The 19,838-nt window shown below is 71.9% G+C and carries 12 protein-coding genes; 6 read left to right on the forward strand and 6 right to left on the reverse strand.

All coding sequences use genetic code 11. The features are described from left to right. Positions 1-3 precede the first annotated feature (3 nt). Positions 4-3,093, reverse strand: a complete 3,090-nt coding sequence (locus ACNNMR_RS34190) for an alpha-N-acetylglucosaminidase (RefSeq protein WP_419998562.1) — start codon at positions 3,091-3,093, stop codon at positions 4-6. A 166-nt stretch (positions 3,094-3,259) separates the two neighbouring features. Between ACNNMR_RS34190 and ACNNMR_RS34195 the strand changes: the two genes are divergently transcribed. The 4 genes from ACNNMR_RS34195 (at position 3,260) to ACNNMR_RS34210 (ending at position 9,815) form a co-directional block, all read left to right on the forward strand. Next, the gene (locus ACNNMR_RS34195) at positions 3,260-5,494 is read left to right on the forward strand and encodes a glycosyltransferase (RefSeq protein WP_419998563.1); all 2,235 of its coding nucleotides are present in this window, start codon (positions 3,260-3,262) and stop codon (positions 5,492-5,494) included. A 77-nt stretch (positions 5,495-5,571) separates the two neighbouring features. Continuing rightward, the gene (locus ACNNMR_RS34200) at positions 5,572-6,369 is read left to right on the forward strand and encodes an SAM-dependent methyltransferase (RefSeq protein WP_419998564.1); all 798 of its coding nucleotides are present in this window, start codon (positions 5,572-5,574) and stop codon (positions 6,367-6,369) included. Positions 6,370-6,474: 105 nt separating this feature from the next. After that, complete coding sequence (locus tag ACNNMR_RS34205; protein WP_419998565.1) at positions 6,475-7,689, forward strand: thiolase family protein; 1,215 nt, start codon at positions 6,475-6,477, stop codon at positions 7,687-7,689. Beyond that, on the forward strand, positions 7,686-9,815 hold the full coding sequence (locus ACNNMR_RS34210; protein WP_419998566.1) for a 3-hydroxyacyl-CoA dehydrogenase NAD-binding domain-containing protein: 2,130 nt from the start codon (positions 7,686-7,688) through the stop codon (positions 9,813-9,815). Before ACNNMR_RS34205 ends, ACNNMR_RS34210 begins: the two co-directional genes overlap by 4 nt. Positions 9,816-9,868: 53 nt before the next feature. Here the strand turns inward: ACNNMR_RS34210 and ACNNMR_RS34215 are convergent, their stop codons facing one another. The 5 genes from ACNNMR_RS34215 to hemE form a co-directional block, all read right to left on the reverse strand. Continuing rightward, entirely contained in the window at positions 9,869-11,113 is a 1,245-nt protein-coding gene (locus ACNNMR_RS34215) for a hypothetical protein (protein WP_419998567.1), read from the reverse strand. Beyond that, complete coding sequence (locus ACNNMR_RS34220; RefSeq protein WP_419998568.1) at positions 11,113-12,849, reverse strand: hypothetical protein; 1,737 nt, start codon at positions 12,847-12,849, stop codon at positions 11,113-11,115. Before ACNNMR_RS34220 ends, ACNNMR_RS34215 begins: the two co-directional genes overlap by 1 nt. Next, complete coding sequence (locus tag ACNNMR_RS34225) at positions 12,849-16,016, reverse strand: hypothetical protein (RefSeq protein ID WP_419998569.1); 3,168 nt, start codon at positions 16,014-16,016, stop codon at positions 12,849-12,851. Before ACNNMR_RS34225 ends, ACNNMR_RS34220 begins: the two co-directional genes overlap by 1 nt. Positions 16,017-16,019: 3 nt before the next feature. Next, entirely contained in the window at positions 16,020-16,883 is an 864-nt protein-coding gene (locus ACNNMR_RS34230; RefSeq protein WP_419998570.1) for an encapsulin, read from the reverse strand. A gap of 108 nt (positions 16,884-16,991) precedes the next feature. Next, complete coding sequence (hemE, locus tag ACNNMR_RS34235) at positions 16,992-17,999, reverse strand: uroporphyrinogen decarboxylase (protein WP_420000581.1); 1,008 nt, start codon at positions 17,997-17,999, stop codon at positions 16,992-16,994. Between the two features lie 199 nt (positions 18,000-18,198). Here hemE and ACNNMR_RS34240 point away from each other — a divergent pair, with 199 nt between their 5' ends. Next, positions 18,199-18,930 carry a DUF3000 domain-containing protein gene (locus ACNNMR_RS34240; protein ID WP_419998571.1) on the forward strand — a complete coding sequence of 244 codons (732 nt, stop codon included), beginning with the start codon at positions 18,199-18,201 and terminating at the stop codon, positions 18,928-18,930. Between the two features lie 185 nt (positions 18,931-19,115). Then, positions 19,116-19,817: a LuxR C-terminal-related transcriptional regulator gene (locus ACNNMR_RS34245; protein ID WP_419998572.1), complete on the forward strand. Its 702-nt coding sequence runs from the start codon at positions 19,116-19,118 to the stop codon at positions 19,815-19,817. Positions 19,818-19,838: the final 21 nt, after the last annotated feature.

Raw genomic sequence — 19,838 nt, forward strand, 5'->3', positions numbered from 1 at the left:
GCGCTAGACCCGCCACTCGGCGAATTCCACCAGTCCGCGCACACCGGTCCCGCCGCTTGCCGCCGTCATGAACACCCCGGCGTCCTGGCGGCGGGCCGATCCCGGCACCCGCACCCGCCCGACGCGGCGCCAGCCGCGGCTGTCGTCGGTCGAGAGTTCGCCCGTGTACGTATCGCCGTCGCGGCGCAGCCGCAGCGTGACCGGGGCGGAAATCCCGGGCACCCGGACCGACTTGTTCGCCGAGCCGTTGCCGTCCGAGTCGTACGAGAGGACCACGCCTCTGGACGGGGTGACGCTCAGGGTCACCAGGCCCTTGCCGGCCGCGTGCGTGATGTCGTTACGGATCAGCAGCCCGGCCCGGGCCCAATGCGCCGTCCGCTCCTGGGAATCCACCCGTACGGTCGCCGTGCCGCCTGGCCCCAGCGCGGCCTCCCGGTAGATGGCGCCGAACTCCTCGTTGCCCTTCCAGAAGTCCCGCCCCGCCCCCGCGATGCCGAGCCGGCCGTCCTCCGCCTCGCCGAAGACCGCGTCACCGCCGCCGCTGTACGTGCGCAGCCCCGCGCTTCTGACCGGACGGCCGACGTAGACCGCGCCGCGCACCGGGTGGGACATGCGGTCGCCGGCGTTCGCGCCGTAGCCCGTCCGCAGCTGGTAGGGGAGGGGCAGCAGCGGGCGGTCTGGGGCGCCGGACGGGGCCTTGAGGGTCCAGGTCGCGCTGGTGGAGCCGGCCGGGTCGACCGTGTCGGCCACCCTGCGGACCTGCTCCGGCACCCCCTTCAGGCCCGTGAGCTGCATGTCCACCTGGCCCGTCGACGCCAGCCCGTTCTCGTTGCGGAAGGTGGCGCGCAGCTCGCCCTTGGCGCCCGGTGGCAGCGGCTCCGGCGCGGTTGTCACCCGTATCCGGCCCTGGAAGGGCGCCGCCGCGAGGACGTCGCGGATTCGCGTGGCCACCTTGTACGCGTCCGCCACCGGGCGTACCGGATGGGCGGTCCGGTCCCGGGTCCAGGCGGCCTCCAGCTCGTACCAGTCGATGGGCGATGGCTCCCGCTCCGCGGCGAGGGCCGCCTCGTGCTCGTCCAGGAAGCGGCGCCAGCGTGGCAGGTGCAGGCCGGAGAGGAGGCCGTGCCAGTCGCGGTCGGCGTAGTCGGCCAGCTCCTCGGCGGCGGCGCGGCCCGCCCAGGTGGTCAGCAGCACCCGGGCCGTGCGTTCGAAGTCCGCGGCCTCCGTCCGCGAGGTGCCCGCGCGGGCGGCCTGCCGCAGCCAGGGGCCGAGGAGGAAGGATGCGTGCGCGCCGGTGATCTCGTCGCTGAGCTGGATCAGCCGCAGCCACAGCGTCGCGAGGCGGCGGAAGTTGCGCAGGTCGCCGCGCTCGTACGCGGCCCGCAGCTGCGGCAGCAGCAGCCGCGAGCGGTTCGCCAGGCACTGCCGGGTCACGTCGGTCAGATCGTGGCGGTAGGCGTCGGAGTCGCGCAGCCACGGCGGCATGGTCAGCAGGCCGGTCAGCACCGCGTCGAAGTCGGGCTGGTCGAAGGCGCCGTCGTACGTGTTGGCGCCGGCCGTCAGCGAGGGGCGGGCCGTGAAGATGGACTCGTACGGGCGGCCGTCGGTGGTGTTCAGCTCGTACGCCGTCTCGCGCAGCACCGCGAAGGCGTCCGCCGCGCCCGCGTCCTGGCCGCCGTAGCGATAGCGGGCGTACGCGGTGAACCACTCGGCCCGGTCCACCGCCTCCTCCCGCCACGCCAGCTCGCTGAACAGCTCGAAGGCCGCCGGGTCGCGGTGCGTCGCCTCCGGCATGTACGCCGTGCCGACCAGCGCGCTGCCTTCCTTGTCGCGCCAGGCGGTGAAGCGTTCCGTCCAGCGGTGGGTCTTGGCGCCGATGGTGGTCCGGCCGCCGAAGTTGGGGATGGTGCCGAAGGCGTACGGGGTGCCGCCCCAGGTCTCCTCCCGGTCGGTGGTGCCGTCCAGGTCGGACAGGCCGTCCACGATCAGCATCCGGTCGGTGTCGACGCCGCTGAGCAGCTCCGGCGTGGGGTTGTTCTGCCAGCCGATGATCACCCAGGTGGCACCCGGACGGGCCGACCGCAGGGCCTGCTCGACCGCGCGCGCGGCGTCAGGCACGGGCACGTCGCCCGGGCGGCCGCCCTCGTGCAGGAGGTCCATCTTGAAGTGGTCGGCGGGGCCGAAGAGTTCGGCCTGGTGGCGGTAGTACGCGGCCGCGACCTCGCGGAAGAGCGGGGTGCGCGGGTCCAGCCAGTCGGGGCGGCGGAGGTTGTTCCAGGTGCCCTGGGGGATCGTGGCGGCGCCTTTGTTGCGGCCGGCGAAGTCCGTGGGGACGCTGCCGAAGTAGCCCGGCAGCACCGGAGCCATGCCCAGCTCGCGCAGCCGCCGTACGATCCGCTGCCCCAGCTCGACCCGGCGGGCCAGCGCCCCGGGCGATACCGGTCCGCCGTAGCCGCTCAGGTTCTGCAGCAGCCACCACGGCTGGTGGGAGGGCGCGGGTATCCAGGAGCGGCTCTCGTTGTCGGAGTAGCCGAATTCCTTCAGGAGCCGGTGGTAGACCGCCTCCTGGCCGGGCGTGACGAAGATCTGGTTGCAGCCGTGCAGGGCGAGGATGTCGAGGGTCCGCTCCCACTGCGCCCAGGAGTCGTACGGGCCGGTGTAGCCGTCGTGGGTGTCGTTGAGCGCGAAGCGGACGGGGACGGTGGCGGTGCGCTCCAGCGGCGAGCGCGGCGCGGGGAGGGTGCGGGGGAGGTCCAGCTGGGAGCCGGACCAGGATATGTGCGCGTCGCAGGCGTACTTCAGATACCAGTGCAGCCCCGTCAGCATGACCGCGGGCGTGGTGCCGGCGATCTCGACCGCGCCGCGGGAGCCGCGGACGGTGAAGCGGTCGCTGTTTTCTGCGAGGGGCACGAAGGTGAGCTGGTCGGCGTGCGCCGGGAGCAGCCGGCGGGCGGCGGCCGCCGCAGGGGCCGGGTCGGGGGCGGGCCTGCGGCTGACGCCGCCGCGCGCCGCCCAGGCGCCGCCGCTCACGGCGAGGCCGGCTCCGAGGACACTTGCGCTGCCCAGCAGCGTACGTCGGCTCACTTCTGTCACCTGGGGCACGGTAGACAACAAAGTAAACGAGACGCAAAAAACCGTGATGTATCCGATTACTAGGGACTTTGGTCCTGAGGGTTCGGGACTTTTGCGCGGCATGTCCCTTCCGCGGAGGCGGAAAGGTGCAAAGCGTGAGGCGTACGCACCACGGAGGGGATTCGAGTTGAAGATCGCGTTTCTGCTGTACAACGCTTACGGGATTGGCGGCACCATACGGTCCACGTTCAATCTCGCGGGCGCGCTGTCCAAGCGCCACGACGTCACCATCGTCAGCGTGCACAGGACGGCGAAGCGTCCGGCGCTGCCGCTGGCCGGGAAGGTCAAGGTGGTCGACCTCGTCGACCTGCGCAAGTCGCAGCCCAGCTACGAGGGCAACCACCCGCTGGTCGGCGAGGAGCGCACCCTGATGCCCAGCGACGGCCCGGCCCACGGCGCCGGCGGGCAGGGCGGGCTGCTCAGCGAGGTGCGGATCCAGCAGTATCTGCGCGGCACCGACGCCGACGTGGTCGTGGCCACCCGGCCCGTCCTGGTCGCCTGCCTCGCCGAGTTCGGCGACGACCGGTTCATACGCATCGGCCAGGAGCACCTCACCCACGCCATGCACCGCGACCCGGTGCGCTCCGCGCAGAACGCCGCCATCGCGGGCCTCGACGCCTGGATCACCGTCTCCGAGGGCGACGCCGCCGCGTACCGCAAGGCGCTCGGCGCCATCGACACTCACATCCAGTGCATCCCGAACGGCTCCCCGGCCCCCGCCGTCGAGCCCGCCGCGGGCGACGCGAAGGTCGTGGTCGCGGCCGGCCGGCTGATCCGGGTCAAGCGGTACGAGCGGATGGTCGAGGCCTTCGGCAAGGTCGCCGCGCAGCGCCCCGACTGGACGCTCCGGATCTACGGCCGCGGCGGCAAGCGCGCCGCGATCGAGAAGCGCATCGACGAGCTCGGCCTGCACAACAACGTCTTCCTGATGGGCCCGCACTCCCCGATCGAGACCGAGTGGGCCAAGGGCGCCATCGCCGCCGTCTCGTCCGACGGCGAGTCCTTCGGCATGACCATCGTCGAGGCGATGCACTGCGGCGTGCCGGTGGTCTCCACGGACTGTGATTACGGGCCCGGCGAGATCATCACGCATGGGCAGGACGGGGTTCTGGTCCCGATGGGCGAGGGCGTGGTGGACGCGTACGCGGACGCTTTGCTGCAGCTCATCGACGACGAGGACCGCCGCCGCGCGATGGGCGACAAGGCCCGCGAGAAGGCGCGGCAGTACCTGCCGGAGCGGATCGCCGAGCGCTATGAGGACCTCTTCGCGCTGCTGCGTCCGGCGGCGCCGACGGCTTCGGAGCCCGCGGCCCCTGAGATCCCGCGTCCCGCCCCCGCCTTCGCGCCCGGCCAGGCCCAGCCCTTCGCCCCAGTCCCCGTCCCCCTCTACCGCCTCCTCCGCCGCCAGGCAGGGCGCCTGCTGCGCGCCGCCGGGCTGCGCGCCCCCGTCCCGGCCAAGAAGGCCGCCCGCCCCAAGGCGGGCTGCCGCGTCGCCCGCGGCACCGGCGACCTGGTCTTCCGGCTGCCCGCGAAGCGCCTCCCCGAGGGCGCCCGCGGCATCGTGCTGCGCCGCCGCCGCGGCGAGCCGGCCGAGGAGATCCGCGTCGCCTTCGCCAAGCGCCCCGCCGCCGACGGGTACGCCGAGGCCACCGTCGCCCGCGGCGCCCACCGCCTCGCCGAGGGCCGCTGGGACTGCTACCTGGACCTCGGCAAGCGCGCGGGGCCGCGGCGGCTGCGCGCCGGTCTCGTGGAGACCCAGCACCTGCTCGCCCTCACCCCGCCGCCGCCCGGCACCGCCGAGGTCGCGCAGTGGATCCCGTATCCGACCAGCGACGGCTTTCTGGCCGTACGGACCTGGCTGCGCGCGGGCCATGCCGAGGTGACCTCGGTGACGCCCGAGGCCAGCGCCTTCCGGGTCTTCGCGACGCTGCACGGGCGGGCGCGGGCCGGGGAGCTGTGCGCGGTGATCGCCAGGTCGCGGAAGGGGAAGCGGTACGAGTTCGACGTCATGGCGCAGCCGCTCGGCGAGGGCGCGATCGCCTTCGAGCTGCCGTATCCCCTGGCGGAGGCGCACCGCGAGGGCGGCCACGACCTGTGGGACCTGTGGGTGGTGCCCAGCTACGGCGCCCCGCCGGTCCGCCTCGGCCGCCTCTTCGGCGACCGGGTCGACCGCAAGGACACCGACGTCTTCGCCGCGCACGAGCGCGAGACCGGCATGAACGGCCCGGTCCGGCTGCGCCCGTACATCACCGTCCACAACAACCTGTCCCTCAGCGCCCGCGACCTGGCCAACCACGACGGCCTCACGGACGCGGACCTGGAGCTGCTGCAGTCGCGCGGCGAGCAGTGGCGGGCGGCCTGACCGCGGCGGGTCAAGGCCCGTGCCGCTGCGGTAAGTTGGCGCCCGACAGGTGACGCGATCTTGCTGGGGAGGGCGCGGTGTCACAGCCCGCGATCGACACGACCAGGGCGCACACCGCCCGGATCTGGAACTACTGGCTCGGCGGCAAGGACAACTACAAGGTCGACCGCGAGACCGGCGACCAGATCCGCCAACTGCACCCGGGCATCGGCGACTACGCCCGCGCCGACCGCCTCTTCCTCGGCCGCTCGGTGCACCACCTGGTGGCCGAGGCGGGCCTGCGCCAGTTCCTGGACATCGGCACCGGCCTGCCCACCGCCGACAACACCCACGAGGTCGCCCAGCGCGCGGCGCCGGAGTGCCGGGTCGTGTACGTGGACAACGACCCCCTGGTCCTCACCCACGCCCGCGCGCTGCTGACCTCCAGCCCCGAGGGCCGCACGGACTATCTGCACGCGGACCTGCGCGACGTCGACGGCATCCTCGACCGTGCCGCGCAGACCCTCGACCTGTCTCAGCCGGTGGGCCTGATCCTCCTGGGCGTCGTCATTTTCATCGAGGACGACGAGGAGGCCTACGGCACCGTCCACCGCCTCCTCGACGCCCTCCCGGCCGGCAGCCACCTGGTCCTCTCCCACACCATCACCAGCCCGGACATGCCGGACGTGGACGCCGCCGTGGCCTTCTGGAACGAACACGGCACCCCAAAGCTCACCCAGCGCTCGCCGCAGGCCGTGACCCGCTTCTTCGACGGCCTCGACCTGCTGGACCCGGGCGTCGTCACCTGCTCCCGCTGGCGCCCAGAGGACTCCCAGTGGGGCGAGCCGGACGAGGTGGCGATGTACGGCGGGGTGGGCCGGAAGTCCGCCATGTGACGCGTGCCATCCGGCGCGCGGGGCGGCAGCTATGGGCACGTTGGTTACCGGTGGGTAGCATGGCGGTAGTTTCCGCATCTACCGACCACCCCCAGAGGAGAGCCCGTGCCTCGTACCGCCAGGGACGTCGTCTTCGTCGACGGCGTCCGGACCCCATTCGGCAAGGCGGGCCCCAAGGGCATCTACCACGAGACCCGCGCCGACGACCTCGTCGTCAAGGCCATCCGTGAGCTGCTGCGCCGCAACCCGAACCTCGACCCGGCGACGATCGACGAGGTGGCCATCGCCGCCACCACGCAGATCGGCGACCAGGGCCTGACCCTCGGCCGTACGGCGGGCATCCTGGCCGGGCTGCCGCAGTCCGTGCCCGGCTACTCCATCGACCGCATGTGCGCGGGCGCCATGACCGCGGTGACCACGGTCGCGGGCTCCACCGCCTTCGGCGCGTACGACATCGCCATCGCCGGCGGCGTCGAGCACATGGGCCGGCACCCGATGGGCGAGGCCGTGGACCCCAACCCGCGCTTCGTGAGCGAGAAGCTGGTCGACGAGTCGGCCCTGTTCATGGGCATGACCGCGGAGAACCTGCACGACCGCTTCCCGACGATCACCAAGCAGCGCGCCGACGAGTACGCGGTCCGCTCGCAGGAGAAGGCCGCCAAGGCGTACGCCAACGGCGACATTCAGCAGGACCTGGTGCCGATCTCCATCCGGCGGACGTCGCCCGAGGGCGGCGAGACCGGCTGGGGCCTGGCCACCGCCGACGAGCCGATGCGGCCGGGGACCACCCTCGAGAACCTGGCGGGCCTCAAGACCCCGTTCCGCGCGCACGGCCGCGTGACGGCCGGCAACGCCGCCGGGCTCAACGACGGCGCCACGGCCTCGCTGATCGCCGGTGAGGACTTCGCCCGCGCCGCCGGGCTGCCGGTGAAGATGCGCCTCGTGTCGTACGCCTACGCGGGCGTCGAGCCGGAGGTCATGGGCTTCGGCCCGATCCCGTCCACCGAGAAGGCGCTCGCCAAGGCGGGGCTGCGCATCGAGGACATCGGCCTCTTCGAGATCAATGAGGCCTTCGCCGTGCAGGTGCTGGCGCTGCTCGAGCACTACGGCATCGCCGACGACGACCCGCGGGTGAACCAGTACGGCGGCGCGATCGCCTTCGGCCACCCCCTCGCCTCCTCCGGCGTGCGGCTGATGACCCAGCTGGCGCGGCAGTTCGAGGCGCAGCCGGAGGTCCGCTACGGCATCACCACCATGTGCGTCGGCTTCGGCATGGGCGGCACGGTCATCTGGGAAAACCCGCACTGGGAGGGCAAGTGAGCAGCACCAAGGAACTTCTGAAGGGCGCCGCGGAGCTCTTCCCGGATGAGGTCGTGACGCAGGCGCACGTACGTCATCTTGATCTGCCGGGCGGCGCTGGGCGCTTCGCGCTCATCACCCTCGACAACGGCCTGGACCACACCAAGCCGACCACCTTCGGCCCGCAGTCGCTGTCGAACCTCGACGCGGCCATCGACCAGGTGGAGGCCGAGGCGGCCAAGGGCGACATCGTCGGCGTCGGGGTCACCGGCAAGCCGTTCATCTTCGCCGTCGGCGCCGACCTCAAGGGCGTCGAGCTGCTGAAGCGGCACGAGGATGCCCTCGCCATCGGCAAGGGCGGCCACGACGTCTTCAAGCGGCTGTCCGGGCTGGCCGTGCCCACCTTCGCGTACTACAACGGCGCGGCCATGGGCGGCGGCGTCGAGGTCGGCCTGCACTGCTCGTACCGCACGGTGTCGAAGGCCCTCCCGGCCTTCTCGCTCCCCGAGGTCTTCCTCGGCCTGGTGCCGGGCTGGGGCGGCTGCGCGCTGCTGCCGAACCTGATCGGCGCGGACCGTGCGGTGAGCGTGATCATCGAGAACAGCCTCAACCAGAACAAGCAGCTCAAGGGCAAGCAGGTCTTCGACCTCGGCATCGCCGACGCGCTCTTCGAGGGCGCGGACTTCCTTGAGCAGTCGCTGCTGTGGACGGCGTCGGTGCTGAAGGGCGATGTCGAGGTCGTACGGCCCGAGATCGACCGCTCCGAGGTCTGGGACCAGGCCGTCGAGCGCGGGCGCGCGATCGCCGACTCGAAGGTGCACGGGGCGGCGCCGGCCGCGTACCGGGCGCTGGACATCATCGCGGCGGCGAAGAGCGGCGACCTGCGGGCGGGCTTCGACGCCGAAGACACCGCGCTCGCCGACCTCATCATGGGCGGCGAGCTGCGCGCCGGCATCTACGCCTTCAACCTGGTGCAGAAGCGCGCCAAGCGCCCGGCGGGTGCGCCGGACAAGAACCTGGCGCGTCCCGTCACCAAGGTCGGCGTCATCGGCGCGGGCCTGATGGCCTCGCAGCTGGCGCTGCTCTTCGTGCGGCGGCTCGAGGTGCCGGTCGTGCTGACCGACATCGACCAGGAGCGCATCGACAAGGGCGTCGGCTACGTCCACGAGCAGATCGACATCCTGCTGCTCAAGGGCCGTATCAACCAGGACAAGGCCAACCGCCTCAAGGCCCTGGTCACCGGCTCCCTGGACAAGAAGGCCGGCTTCGCCGACGCCGACTTCGTCATCGAGGCGGTCTTCGAGGAGCTCGGTCTCAAGCAGAAGATCTTCGCCGAGCTGGAGGACATCGTCCCCGAGACGGCGATTCTCGCGACGAACACCTCGTCCCTGTCGGTGACCGACATGGCCGCGAAGCTCAAGCACCCGGAGCGGGTGGTTGGCTTCCACTTCTTCAACCCGGTGGCGGTGCTGCCGCTGCTGGAGATCGTACGGGCGGAGAAGACGGACGACGCGTCCCTCGCCACCGCCTTCGCGGTCTCGAAGAAGCTGAAGAAGACCTCGGTGCTGGTCAAGGACGCCCCGGCGTTCGTCGTGAACCGCATCCTCACCCGCTTCATGGGCGAGGTGCTCGGCGCCGTCGACGAGGGCACCCCGGTGGAGGTCGCGGACCGTGCGCTCGCGCCGCTCGGGCTGCCGATGTCGCCGATCGTGCTGCTCGACCTGGTCGGTCCTGCGGTCGCGAACCACGTCGCCGGGACGCTGGCCGGTGCCTTCCCGGAGCGGTTCCGGCAGTCGGAGAACCTCGGCCGGGTGGTCGAGGCCGGCAAGCGCAACCTCTACCTCTACGACTCCGGCAAGCCGGAGATCGACCCCGAGGTGGCTGCGCTGTTCCAGGTCGGGGATGTGGTCCTCACCGAGGAGCAGGTGCGCGAGCGGGCGCTGAACGCGATCGCCGAGGAGATCGGTCTGATGCTCGACGAGGGCGTCGTCGCCGAAGCTCAGGACATCGACCTGTGCCTGATCACGGGGGCCGGCTGGCCGTTCCACCTGGGCGGGATTACGCCGTACCTGGACGCTCAGGGCGTCAGTGAGCGGGTGACCGGGAAGCGGTTCCTGGCGCCGGGCCTGGCGAGCGTTCCGCAGTAAGCCTGCGTTGGGCGGGTGGTTGGGTCTTGTATCCACCCACCCGCCCGTTGCTGTCAGAGCATCAGCATCAGCAGCAGCCTGCGGACCAGCGGGTTCGCGTAGCTTGCCAATTGCCGGCTGTCGAACTCCGTGACGATCTGGACCAGATTGGCGCCCCGCCCGGCGGCCATCTGCACGTACTCCGGTGGCAGGAGGTACGGCCGTGCCAGCACGTGCGTGACGAGTTCCTTCGGCAGCGGGCGCAGCCGGAAGAACGATCCGTCGGCCGTCATGAAGAACTGGCCCTTCTCGATCGCCCGCGCCGTCCTGACCTGCCCGCCGGCCTGCTGCAGGGCCGCGCTCAGGGCGGCGTCGTACGGCAGGTCCTCCAGCGCCAGCTGCCGGGCCGCGGCGGACCAGGCGGCCTCGGCCAGCAGCTGAGCCTGCCTGGCTTCGTAGTGGACGGCCAGCACCGCCTCGCCCGCCAGGCCGCGGCCCGCACCCCGCCGGAGCACCCCCAGGAGCCCCCCGTCGCGGAACTCCTTCCGGCCGGCGGCGCCCTCGGCGTTGAAGAGCCAGCCACCGCTGAGCATCTCGACCGGCTCCAGGCCGTGCTCCCGGAGGATGCCGCTCGTATCGTGGATGACCTTCCGGTGCGCGGCGTGCGAGACGCCGAGCATCTCCTCCAGATGCTGCGAAATGACCTTGGCGTGGGAGCCTTTCCCGCGCACGGTGGTGAGGTAATAGGCGAGCCGCTGGATCCACACCCCATCGGCGAACGGGCCGCCCGCGAAGGCGCGTTCGAGGTGCTGGTGCATGACCGGATTGCCCGCCCGGCCGGCCGCCGCCACGCTCTGCTCGAGCCGTGGCAGGCTCACGCCCCGGAACAGCGCCGAGGGCTCCGGCTGCAGGACCTTCAGCGCCTGGCTGCGTACGCTCTCGGGCACGATGTCGCCCGCCCCGCCGCGTGCGGCCCGTCGCTCCAGCGCGGCGAGCTGGGCATCCGTCGTGGCGACGTCTCTGATGATCTCGGTCGCGTCCCCGGGATTCAGATCCCCCCTGCGGTTCAGTGCCTTCGTGTCCTCGATGAGCGAATGAAGCACCCCGCGCTGGTGCGCGGCCTGGTCCGCGATGAGGGTGAGGCTGCCCCGCGCCAGCACGTCCTCGACCTTGGTGTAGCGCAGGTTCATGTGCAGGACATCGAGGGCGGCGGGGCCGGCGAACGCCCGCCCCCAGGCGGAGGCGATGCGCGGGCCGCGAAACGCCCCGGTCCGCTTGCAGGCCGTCATGATCAGGGTGCCAAGAGCGCGGTCGTCCATCACGGGCTCGCCTCGGCCGCCGCCGCGGCGGCCGCCAGCGCGGTCGCGGTCGCCGCCACCTTGGCCGCGGCGAGCTGGGGGACAAGGTCGAGCAGCAGGAAGACCAGATCGGCGAACGCCATGCCGTAGGCGGCGGCCACCCTGGCCAGGCCGGGCTCGGCCTCGATGAGCCGCAGCGCCGGATCGAGGACGGCGTTCCAGGCCGTGGACTGCGAGCTGAACCAGCGGGTCCGCTGGTAGGCCTCCCAGGCCGACAGCGCGAAGCTGGAGGCGGACCCGATGAGATTCAGGCGCTTGAACGCGATGGAACCGATCCCGACCGCCTGGTCCATGGCGCTCCAGAGCTGCTCGTACGCCCCTGGGATGCCGCGTGCCCGCATCACCTCGCCGGCCGCCGACCAGGCCAGCGAGCCGGGCTGGTACCCGGCTTGGCGCAGCGCCTCATAGACGGCGACCGGGTAGCAGAAGCAGTCCCTGGCGGACTCCGCGCCGGTGCCCGAGTCGGGCCGGACGTCCAGCATGTGCTGCAGCGACGTGGGTCGCGCGCCCAGTTCGGCTGCCACGGTGGCGGCGTCCTTCACCACCTCGAGCGCGGTCTCGGCGCAGGCGTCGGCCACCCGCTCGGCGTCCGCTCCCACCAGGGCCCGCAGGTCCAGCGCCCGTGCGAGCGGGAAAGCGGCGCAGACCGCGGCCTCGGTCGCCAATACGGTCTGGGTGGCACGGACTTCGGTGTTCTCCGCGAGGGTGAGAGTCTTCAGCAGGGCGCTCGGCGCGGCGGACGTGGTCTGCTGCTTGCCGGAGAAACTGTCGGCCGCCGTCTGCACGAAGCGGACGAAGTCCCGGACCTCCCGCAGCACCGGGCCGTCAGCTCCCGGCCGCCGCTGCCTCTCCACCGCCGAGCGGGCCTGCGCGGCGAGCGCGGCCACGACAGCGGCCTGTTCTCGTGCCCGCACCTGCGCCGCCCACTTCCACGCCTTGTCCAGGTCCGCGATCACGGCCAGCAGTTGTACGAACTCGGGGCAGGTCTCGTCCGGCCGCCAGGGCTCGTCCTTCAACCGCGCCGCGAGCAGCTCAGGCGTGAGGTCGTCCAGCGCCTTCTGGTTGCCGTAGCGCGCGTACGGGCCCTTTGGCGCCAGCCTTGCGAGGTGGGCCGCGAGGCCGCGTACCGACGTGTCGAGGCGGCGGAACACCTCGGTGCGGCCCAGCAGTTCCGCTTCGACGAGCGGCCTGCGGAGCCGGGGGCCGAGGGCGGTCCGCGCGGCGCGCAGCATCTCGACGAGCCACTCGGCCTCCGCGTGCCGGCTGCCGCGGACGCCGGATGGCCGCCGCCCGCGCACCGCCGCCTTCGCCACTGCCCGGCGGGCCGCCGTCATCAGCTCGTCCACGGCCGGCCAGCCGCCCATGCGATAGCGGAGTTCGACCAGCTCCGCGACCACGGCTGGGTCATGCCTGATCCGCATCGGGACCGCCTCGCCCGGCAACCGCAGCTCCACGTACGGCCGCTCGCCCGGGAAATCCGGCGCGGCCTCCGGGTCGGGTCCACGGGGCGCGGCCGGCGGACCGGCGGTGAACAGGTCCTGCTGCTCCCTGACCTGCGGCTCCGGCACCACCGGCAGCGAGGCCGGGAACGGCAGCAGCGGCAGCCGCTGCAGCGGCGGCACTCCCGGCGGCGCCAGGCCCGGCGGCAGGTCGGCCGCGCCCACCGTCGGCAGCTCGCTCTCGTCCGGACGCGCCATCAGCCCGGGTCGCCCAGCTGCTTCGCCGCCACCCGGGCCTCCAGCCGGGCCGCCTCCGCCTCCGCCTGCTTGGCGTTCGCCGCGAGCCGGCGCAGCTCGTACTCCCGGCTCTTCTCGATGAAGCCCTCCGCGGCGCTGCACTTGCCCAGCCGGCTGTCGATGGTCATACCGGGGGTCGGCAGCATGACCCGCGAGGTCGACACCTTCATGGACTTCAGGCGCTCCACGATCGTCTTGCGGAACGCGCTGACCACGTCCTCGCCATCCGCATGCAGCGGCACCGCCAGATACGGCCCGTGCATGCTGACCACCCGCGGCTCGAACATGCCCACCCGCAGCGCCCCGCCGGACCCCGACATCAGCCGCTCCAGCTGCTCGGACGGCGGCAGCGCCTGGAAGAGCACATAACGGTAGAAATCCAGGTGCTCATTGAGGTGGTCGCGCAGCGTCTGGCTGCGCTCCCTGGCCCGGCCGACCTCCTCCAGGCCGAACTTCATCTCCAGCACGTCCTCGGCGGCCTGCTGGTCCTGCCGCTGGTTCGCCTTGTCGGCCTGCTGGTCGCCCTTCTCCAGCGCCTCGTCGGCGACGGTCGGCGCGGCATCCAGCGCCAGCTGCTTCTCCACCAGGCGCTGCGCCGCCGCGGGGATGCCCATGTCGTCGGGCGTGTAGACGTGCTCCTCGCGGCATCGGCCCGTCCACCAGGCCCAGTCTCCGGGCAGATTCATCTGGGCGTGGATCTTCGCGGCGAGCCCGGCCCCCTCCTTCTCCCGGTCGCTCAGGTCGCCCAGCCCGCCCAGCTGCGGACTGCCGGTCTGCGGCGGCACCGCCGCGGCCACCCGCCGGGCCAGCTCCAGGCGGACGGTGAAGGATTCGGCGGCGGGCGGATCCTTCGGCACCGCGGCGAGTTCGCGCAGCGTGCCGGCGAAGTTGGGGAACTTCGCCACCACGAGCCTTTCGTACATCCAGCGCCGCGCGCCCTGCCGCGACGCGTCATCGATGGGTTCGTCGCCGCGGATGCGCCCGAGCAGCTGATCGGGCGAACCGGGGTTGAAGAACAGCATCGCGGCCCTGTGCAGGCTGCTGAGGGCGTCGAGCACATCCGCCTGCCGGCGGGTCGGCTTCGGGTCGGGCTTGTCGTCCTTCTTGTCGTCCTGGCCGACCTTCGCGGCCTCCGCTGCCGCCGCCTTGCGCTCGGCCAGCTCCAGCTTCGCTTCCTTGTACGCGCCCAGCAGCCGGATCGCCTCGAATCCGTCCGCCAGCGCCGGATCGAGGAGGCCGTCGTGGAGCGCGGTCTCGTTGACCCGCACGATGTGCTCCTCGAACCGGGTCACGCTGATCGGGTTGGCGACCATCGCGCACAGCTTGGTGTCCTGGGGCAGGAAGGCGGTCGAGATGTCGTAGTGCGCCAGCACCTCGTAGTAGTCGAGGTTCAGCGTGTGGCACATGTTCAGGTTGCGGATCTTGCGGGTGACGCGCTGCTCGGAGCCCCACTCCCGGGTCTCGGTGATCTTTGTGGTGCGCTGCGAGCGCACCTTCGTCGTGGCCTTGATGACCGCCTCGTGCAGCCGCGTCTGGGTGTTCTTGCCGATCTGGTTGATGGCGTTCTTGCCGGACACCGAGGCATTCGCCCCCACCTCGATCTCGCCGGCGGCGGGCCGGTACGTCGCCTTGAACGAGCCGCCCACCTGGTACTGGAAGTCGGACTGCGCCTGCAGCTCCCGGTAGCACTCGCTGGTGTCCTTGGTGGTGTCCGTGCCCTCGACCGTCTGCTCGGTCTCCGTCTCGCTCGACTGCTCCAGGGCCTTGGTGCGCCGCTCCCAGTTGTGCAGCTCGATCGTCGTCTCCTCCTGCGGCGCCAGGGCGAGCGACTGCAGCATCCGGCCGCGGCTGAAGCCCTTCATCGTCCAGGTCTGCCGCCAGGGCAGGAACAGCGCCACCCGGAGCCGGAACGGCGGCCGGCGCGGCGGCTTGTCCGCGGGCGGCTTCGGAACGAAGCCCCGGAGGAAGTCGTCCGCCTTCTTGAGCCCGGGCCCTGACTTCATCAGCTTGCCGAAGTATTCCTGCGCGGACTTCGAGGTCGCCGTCATCTTGATGACCGTGGCGGCGGTCTCGGCCGGGGGCTGCGGCTGGTCCGCGGGCTCGCTGTCGGGCCCGGGCTGCGCCCGGTCCGGCTGGAGGTAGTCGTCGTCCGCGGGCTGGAACTTCTCCATCACGGGCGCGGCGACCATGATGGCGAAGGCGGACTGGCCGGGAAGCCGGATGGTGGTCCGGCCCGCGGACCGCAGCTCCTTGACGGCCTCCTTGGTGAGCGGCACCCGGTACGGCCTGCCGTTGTCCCCCTCGACCTCCGGGTTCGCCAGGAACGCCGGCAGATCCCGGATGATCGCCTCCGCGTTCTTGGGCCGCAGCGGAGCCTCCGGCGCGGCGACCGCGGCACCTGCCTGCTTCAGCCGTACGAGCCGCGTCTTCCCTTCGGATGTCACCCGTACCACCACGGACCGCCCGGCCAGCAGCGCGGCGACCTCGGCGGCCTCAAGCGCCAGGGTGTGGCCGACGTTGTCGAGCGTCACCGTCCGGTCGGCCAGCAGGTCGTCCAGGTCCTTCAGCTCGACGTCGAACACCACTGGCACCAGCCGCACGGTGACATCCCGGACGCCTGCTGAACCGGGCATGCCGGTGAGCCGCGCGGTCCGTACGATCCGCTCGCCGTCCGCGAGCGCCTGCGCCTCGTCCCGGGTGAGCGTCAGCAGAAAGGTGGCGCCCGCGTGGACCACCCTCCCCTCGCGGATGACCTGGTCGACATCGGGGACGGGGAGCTCGCGCGCCGTGTTCAGCGGCCCCAGCGCCTGGCTGCCGCCGCCGTGCTCCGCGTCCGCGAGGTCGGCGAGCGGGATGCCGCCCGCCACGTCGACGGTGCGCAGGACGATGCCGTCGTCCTTCTTCATCTCGCCGGCGGCGCGGGCCAGCGCCTCGTCATTGGCCAGCACCACGGGATGCGAATAGCCCGCCTCGTCCACCGCGAGCAGCTCGACGAACTGCCCGAAGTCGAACCACTCCACCACCTCGCCGCCGGGCAGCTCGGTGTTGCAGCCCGCCTTCTCGGTGAAGAGCGCGGGGGAGACCTTGGTCTCCGGATAGCCGTTCAGCTCGCTCAGCTCGTCGGCCATGGCTCAGGCGAACCGCAGCAGCACGACGGCGGTGGGGTCCTTCACCCGCACCGTGAAGCGCTCGTAGACGCGGAAGCGATACAGCCCGCTCTCCGCCTCCTGCGTGAACGCGGTGACCGCGTCGACCGCGATGGCGACATCCATGGTGTTGCCGCCGGTGGACACCATGAGGGCGGTCTTGGGCGGCAGCGTGCCGGTGCCGTAGAAGCCGGCGTCCATCAGGGCGCGGATCCGGTCGGCCGGCATGATCAGGGTGTTGTCCAGCGGCGCATGCGCGTCGGCGAACGGCTCGAAGTGCGAGACCAGGGCGTACGGGCCGTAGTGCACCTTGCTCTCCAGGAGGGCGTACGCCTGGGCGACGGCGCCGAAGTAGCGCTCCCCGTACCGGCCGGGCACATCGTCGTCCCGCAGCGGCACGTCGATGATCTGCTTCACGCGCTCCGCGGCGGCCAGCAGGCTGGTGTTGGGGCTGTCCTGGAAGACCGAGGTGTCCATCAGCCGCGCGAGCCGGTTGGTGGCCCGGACGGCGAGGGTGCGGGCGGTGCCGATCCGGGCCTCGGACTCGTACTGCTGCTTGGTCAGCGCGAAGGTGACGGACTGCTCCTCGAGCGGCAGCTCCTCGCCCTCGGGCACCGAGAGCGCGCCGCCCTCGGGCGCGCTGTCGACGGCGTCGGCGGGCACGGTGCGCGCTTGCGGCGACATCGTCTGCCCCGCGACCGGCAGGAACCTCGTGCACAGCCGGGAGCGCTCGATCTCCGCGCACACGTCCCGGTCCAGCCGCTCCCAGACCCCGGATTCCCAGTCGATCTTGTGACGGCCGAGGTTGTTGCCGCCCACGGCACCGTTTGTCGTCCCGATCGCGCCCATGGCTCTCCCCACGAGCGGCTTCCGGCAGTGCGGGCAGCTTGCTGCGCGGGGACGTTGCGGGTCAATCGCCCCGGCAGGCGTAGCGGCGCTAGTACCGGGGCGTTTCGGTCAGCGCGCGGTGCGCTCGTGCACGTACTCCACGAGCCGGGTCAGGGCCTCGGGCTCGGTCGTCGGCAGCACGCCGTGCCCGAGGTTGAAGACGTGGCCCTCCAGGCCCGCCGCCGACGCCAGTACCTCGTCCGCCTTCGCCTCCACCGCCTCGCGGCCGGCGAAGAGCACCGCCGGGTCGATGTTCCCCTGCAGCGCCTTCCCCGGGCCGACCCGTCGCGCCGCCTCGTCCATCGGCACCCGCCAGTCGACGCCGACCACGTCGGCGCCCGCCTCGCCCATCAGCCCGAGCAGCTCGCCCGTGCCCACGCCGAAGTGAATGCGCGGCACCCCGTACGAGGCCACCGACTCGAAGACCTTCGCCGACGCCGGCATCACCGCGCGGCGGTAGTCCGCCGGGGCCAGCGCGCCGACCCACGAGTCGAAGAGCTGCACTGCCGAGGCGCCGGCCTCGAGCTGGACCTTCAGGAACGACGACGTGATCTCCGCCAACCGGTCCACCAGCGCCGCCCACAGCTCCGGCGCGCCGTACATCATCGCCTTGGTGTGCTCGTGATTACGCGACGGGCCGCCCTCGACCAGATAGCTGGCCAGCGTGAACGGCGCGCCCGCGAAGCCGATCAGCGGCGTGGAGCCGAGCTCGCGCACCAGCATGCCGATCGCCTCGGAGACGTACGACACGTCCTCGGGCGTCAGGTCGCGCAGCTGCGCGAGGTCGTCCTGGGTGCGGATCGGGCGCGCCACCACCGGGCCGACGCCAGGCTTGATGTCGAGGTCGATGCCGATGGCCTTCAGCGGCACCATGATGTCGCTGTAGTAGACCGCCGCGTCGACGCCGTGCCGTCGCACCGGCTGCAGCGTGATCTCCGTGACCAGCTCGGGCCGCATGCACGAGTCGAGCATGGCGACGCCCTCGCGCACCTTGCGGAACTCCGGCAGCGAGCGCCCTGCCTGGCGCATGAACCACACGGGCGTGTGCGGCACCGGCTCCCGGCGGCAGGCCTTCATGAAGGTGGAATCCTGGGCGGCGGCGTTGGCGGGGGTCTTGGCAGCGTTACTCACATGTGAATCCTCGCACGAGCGCGGGAATGTCCCGTCACGAGCACCCACCACTCCGCGCCACGCCAACGCAAGGTCCTGGCCAAGCCGCCGCGGAACCCGGGTGTCATCCCCACCTGAAGCCGCCGTTCCCCCTAGTCTTCCCCGCATGGCTGCGGCTTCTGGACATCTGGCGGACGGAACGATGGATTTTCCCGAAGGGGAGGGACAGAACAACTCCGACACCCCGCTGGCCTTCCGGCAAAGCATCGAGGCACTGCGCACTGCCCGGGTACGCCCCGAGGTGCAGCTGGAACCGATCCGCGCGCCGCGACGGCTGGCGCCCTATGCGTACGCCCTGGAGGCGCTGGTCGAGGACGCCGACGAGGAGCTGGCCGACGGGCGTCTGGTGCTGCTGCACGACCCGGACGGGCATGAGGCCTGGCAGGGCAACTTCCGGATGGTCACGATCGTACGGGCGGAGCTGGAGCCCGAGATGGCCGCCGACCCGCTGCTGCCCGAGGTGTGCTGGTCCTGGCTGACCGGGGCGCTCGACCTGCGCGGCGCCGTGTACGGGGAGCCGAGCGGGACGGTGACGCGGGCCGCGTCGCACTACTTCGGTGGGATGGCGGACCACGAGCCGTCCACGAAGATCGAGATCCGGGCGTCCTGGACGCCGCGGGAGTCGGCGACGGCGCCCGGGCCGGCCGCGGACCACGCCGCGAGATGCGCGGCGAAGTCCGCGCCCGGGCCGGCCGCGGACTTCGCCGCGCATCTCGCGGCGTGGTGCGAGCTGCTGTGCCAGTGCGCGGGGCTGCCCCCCGCGCCGCCGGAGTCCCTCGCGGAGGCCGGCGTCGTCACGCTGCCGCAGCGGCGGCGGGGGTCGCAGTCCTCGCGTTAGTGCTAGCCGGAACGAGTACGGGGACGCGCGTGCGAAACCCGTAACGAAGGATTCTCACCTATTCGTGATCATTCACTAAAGCCCGCCGGGTTTGGTGCCGAAGAGGTGAATGACCCTTCCAGTACGGAAAAGTCCCGGCTTTCCCCAAGCCGGTCCCCGTCCCCGCACCGCCATCAGGAGGCCCGGTGTCTGTTCTCCTCGAGCAACCCACAAGCCTGGTCGCCTACCGCCCCAACAAGCCGACGGCCATGGTCGTCGTGGCCGACCCCCGCGTCCGCTCCACCGTGACCCGCCACCTGTGGGCGCTCGGGGTGCGCGACGTGATCGAGGCGTCGTCCATCGCGGAGGCCCGTCCCCGAGTCGGCAACCCGCGCGACATCTGCGTGGCCGACGTCCACCTCCCCGACGGCAGCGGTCTCACGCTGCTGTCGGAAACCCGTGCCGCGGGCTGGCCGAACGGCCTGGCCCTGTCGGCGGCCGACGACATCGGAGCCGTACGCAACGCCCTCGCGGGCGGCGTGAAGGGCTACGTCGTCACCGGCACCCGCACCAACCTGAGCATGACCCGGCCGGGAGCCGCCCACATCGGCGCCCGCGCCGGAGCCCTGCACCGCCGACCCGGAGCTCCCGGCCAGCCAGGCCAGGGCGGCCAGCCGGGGCAGCAGGGCGCGCCCGGGCACCCCGGTGGCTACCGGGAGCTGTCAGGGCGTGAGGTCGAGGTCCTGAGGCTGGTTGCGGAGGGCCAGTCGAACAAGGCCATCGGCGTCTCCATGGGCCTGTCGGCGCTGACCGTGAAGTCCCACCTCGCGCGCATCGCCCGCAAGCTCGGCACCGGCGACCGGGCCGGGATGGTGGCCGTAGCGCTGCGTACGGGGATCATTCACTAGCCGTATCGCCCTATACACAAA

The organism is Streptomyces boninensis, assembly GCF_048572725.1.
GTDB classification, from domain to species: Bacteria; Actinomycetota; Actinomycetes; order Streptomycetales; family Streptomycetaceae; genus Streptomyces; species Streptomyces boninensis.

Excerpts from the sequence above, each read along its gene's own strand:
- ACNNMR_RS34215 (WP_419998567.1), bottom strand. The coding sequence starts at position 11,113 with ATGGACGACCGCGCTCTTGGCACCCTGATCATGACGGCCTGCAAGCGG.
- ACNNMR_RS34220 (WP_419998568.1), bottom strand. The coding sequence starts at position 12,849 with ATGGCGCGTCCGGACGAGAGCGAGCTGCCGACGGTGGGCGCGGCCGAC.
- ACNNMR_RS34225 (WP_419998569.1), bottom strand. The coding sequence starts at position 16,016 with ATGGCCGACGAGCTGAGCGAGCTGAACGGCTATCCGGAGACCAAGGTC.
- ACNNMR_RS34230 (WP_419998570.1), bottom strand. The coding sequence starts at position 16,883 with ATGGGCGCGATCGGGACGACAAACGGTGCCGTGGGCGGCAACAACCTC.
- hemE (WP_420000581.1), bottom strand. The coding sequence starts at position 17,999 with ATGAAGGCCTGCCGCCGGGAGCCGGTGCCGCACACGCCCGTGTGGTTC.
- ACNNMR_RS34240 (WP_419998571.1), top strand. The coding sequence starts at position 18,199 with ATGGCTGCGGCTTCTGGACATCTGGCGGACGGAACGATGGATTTTCCC.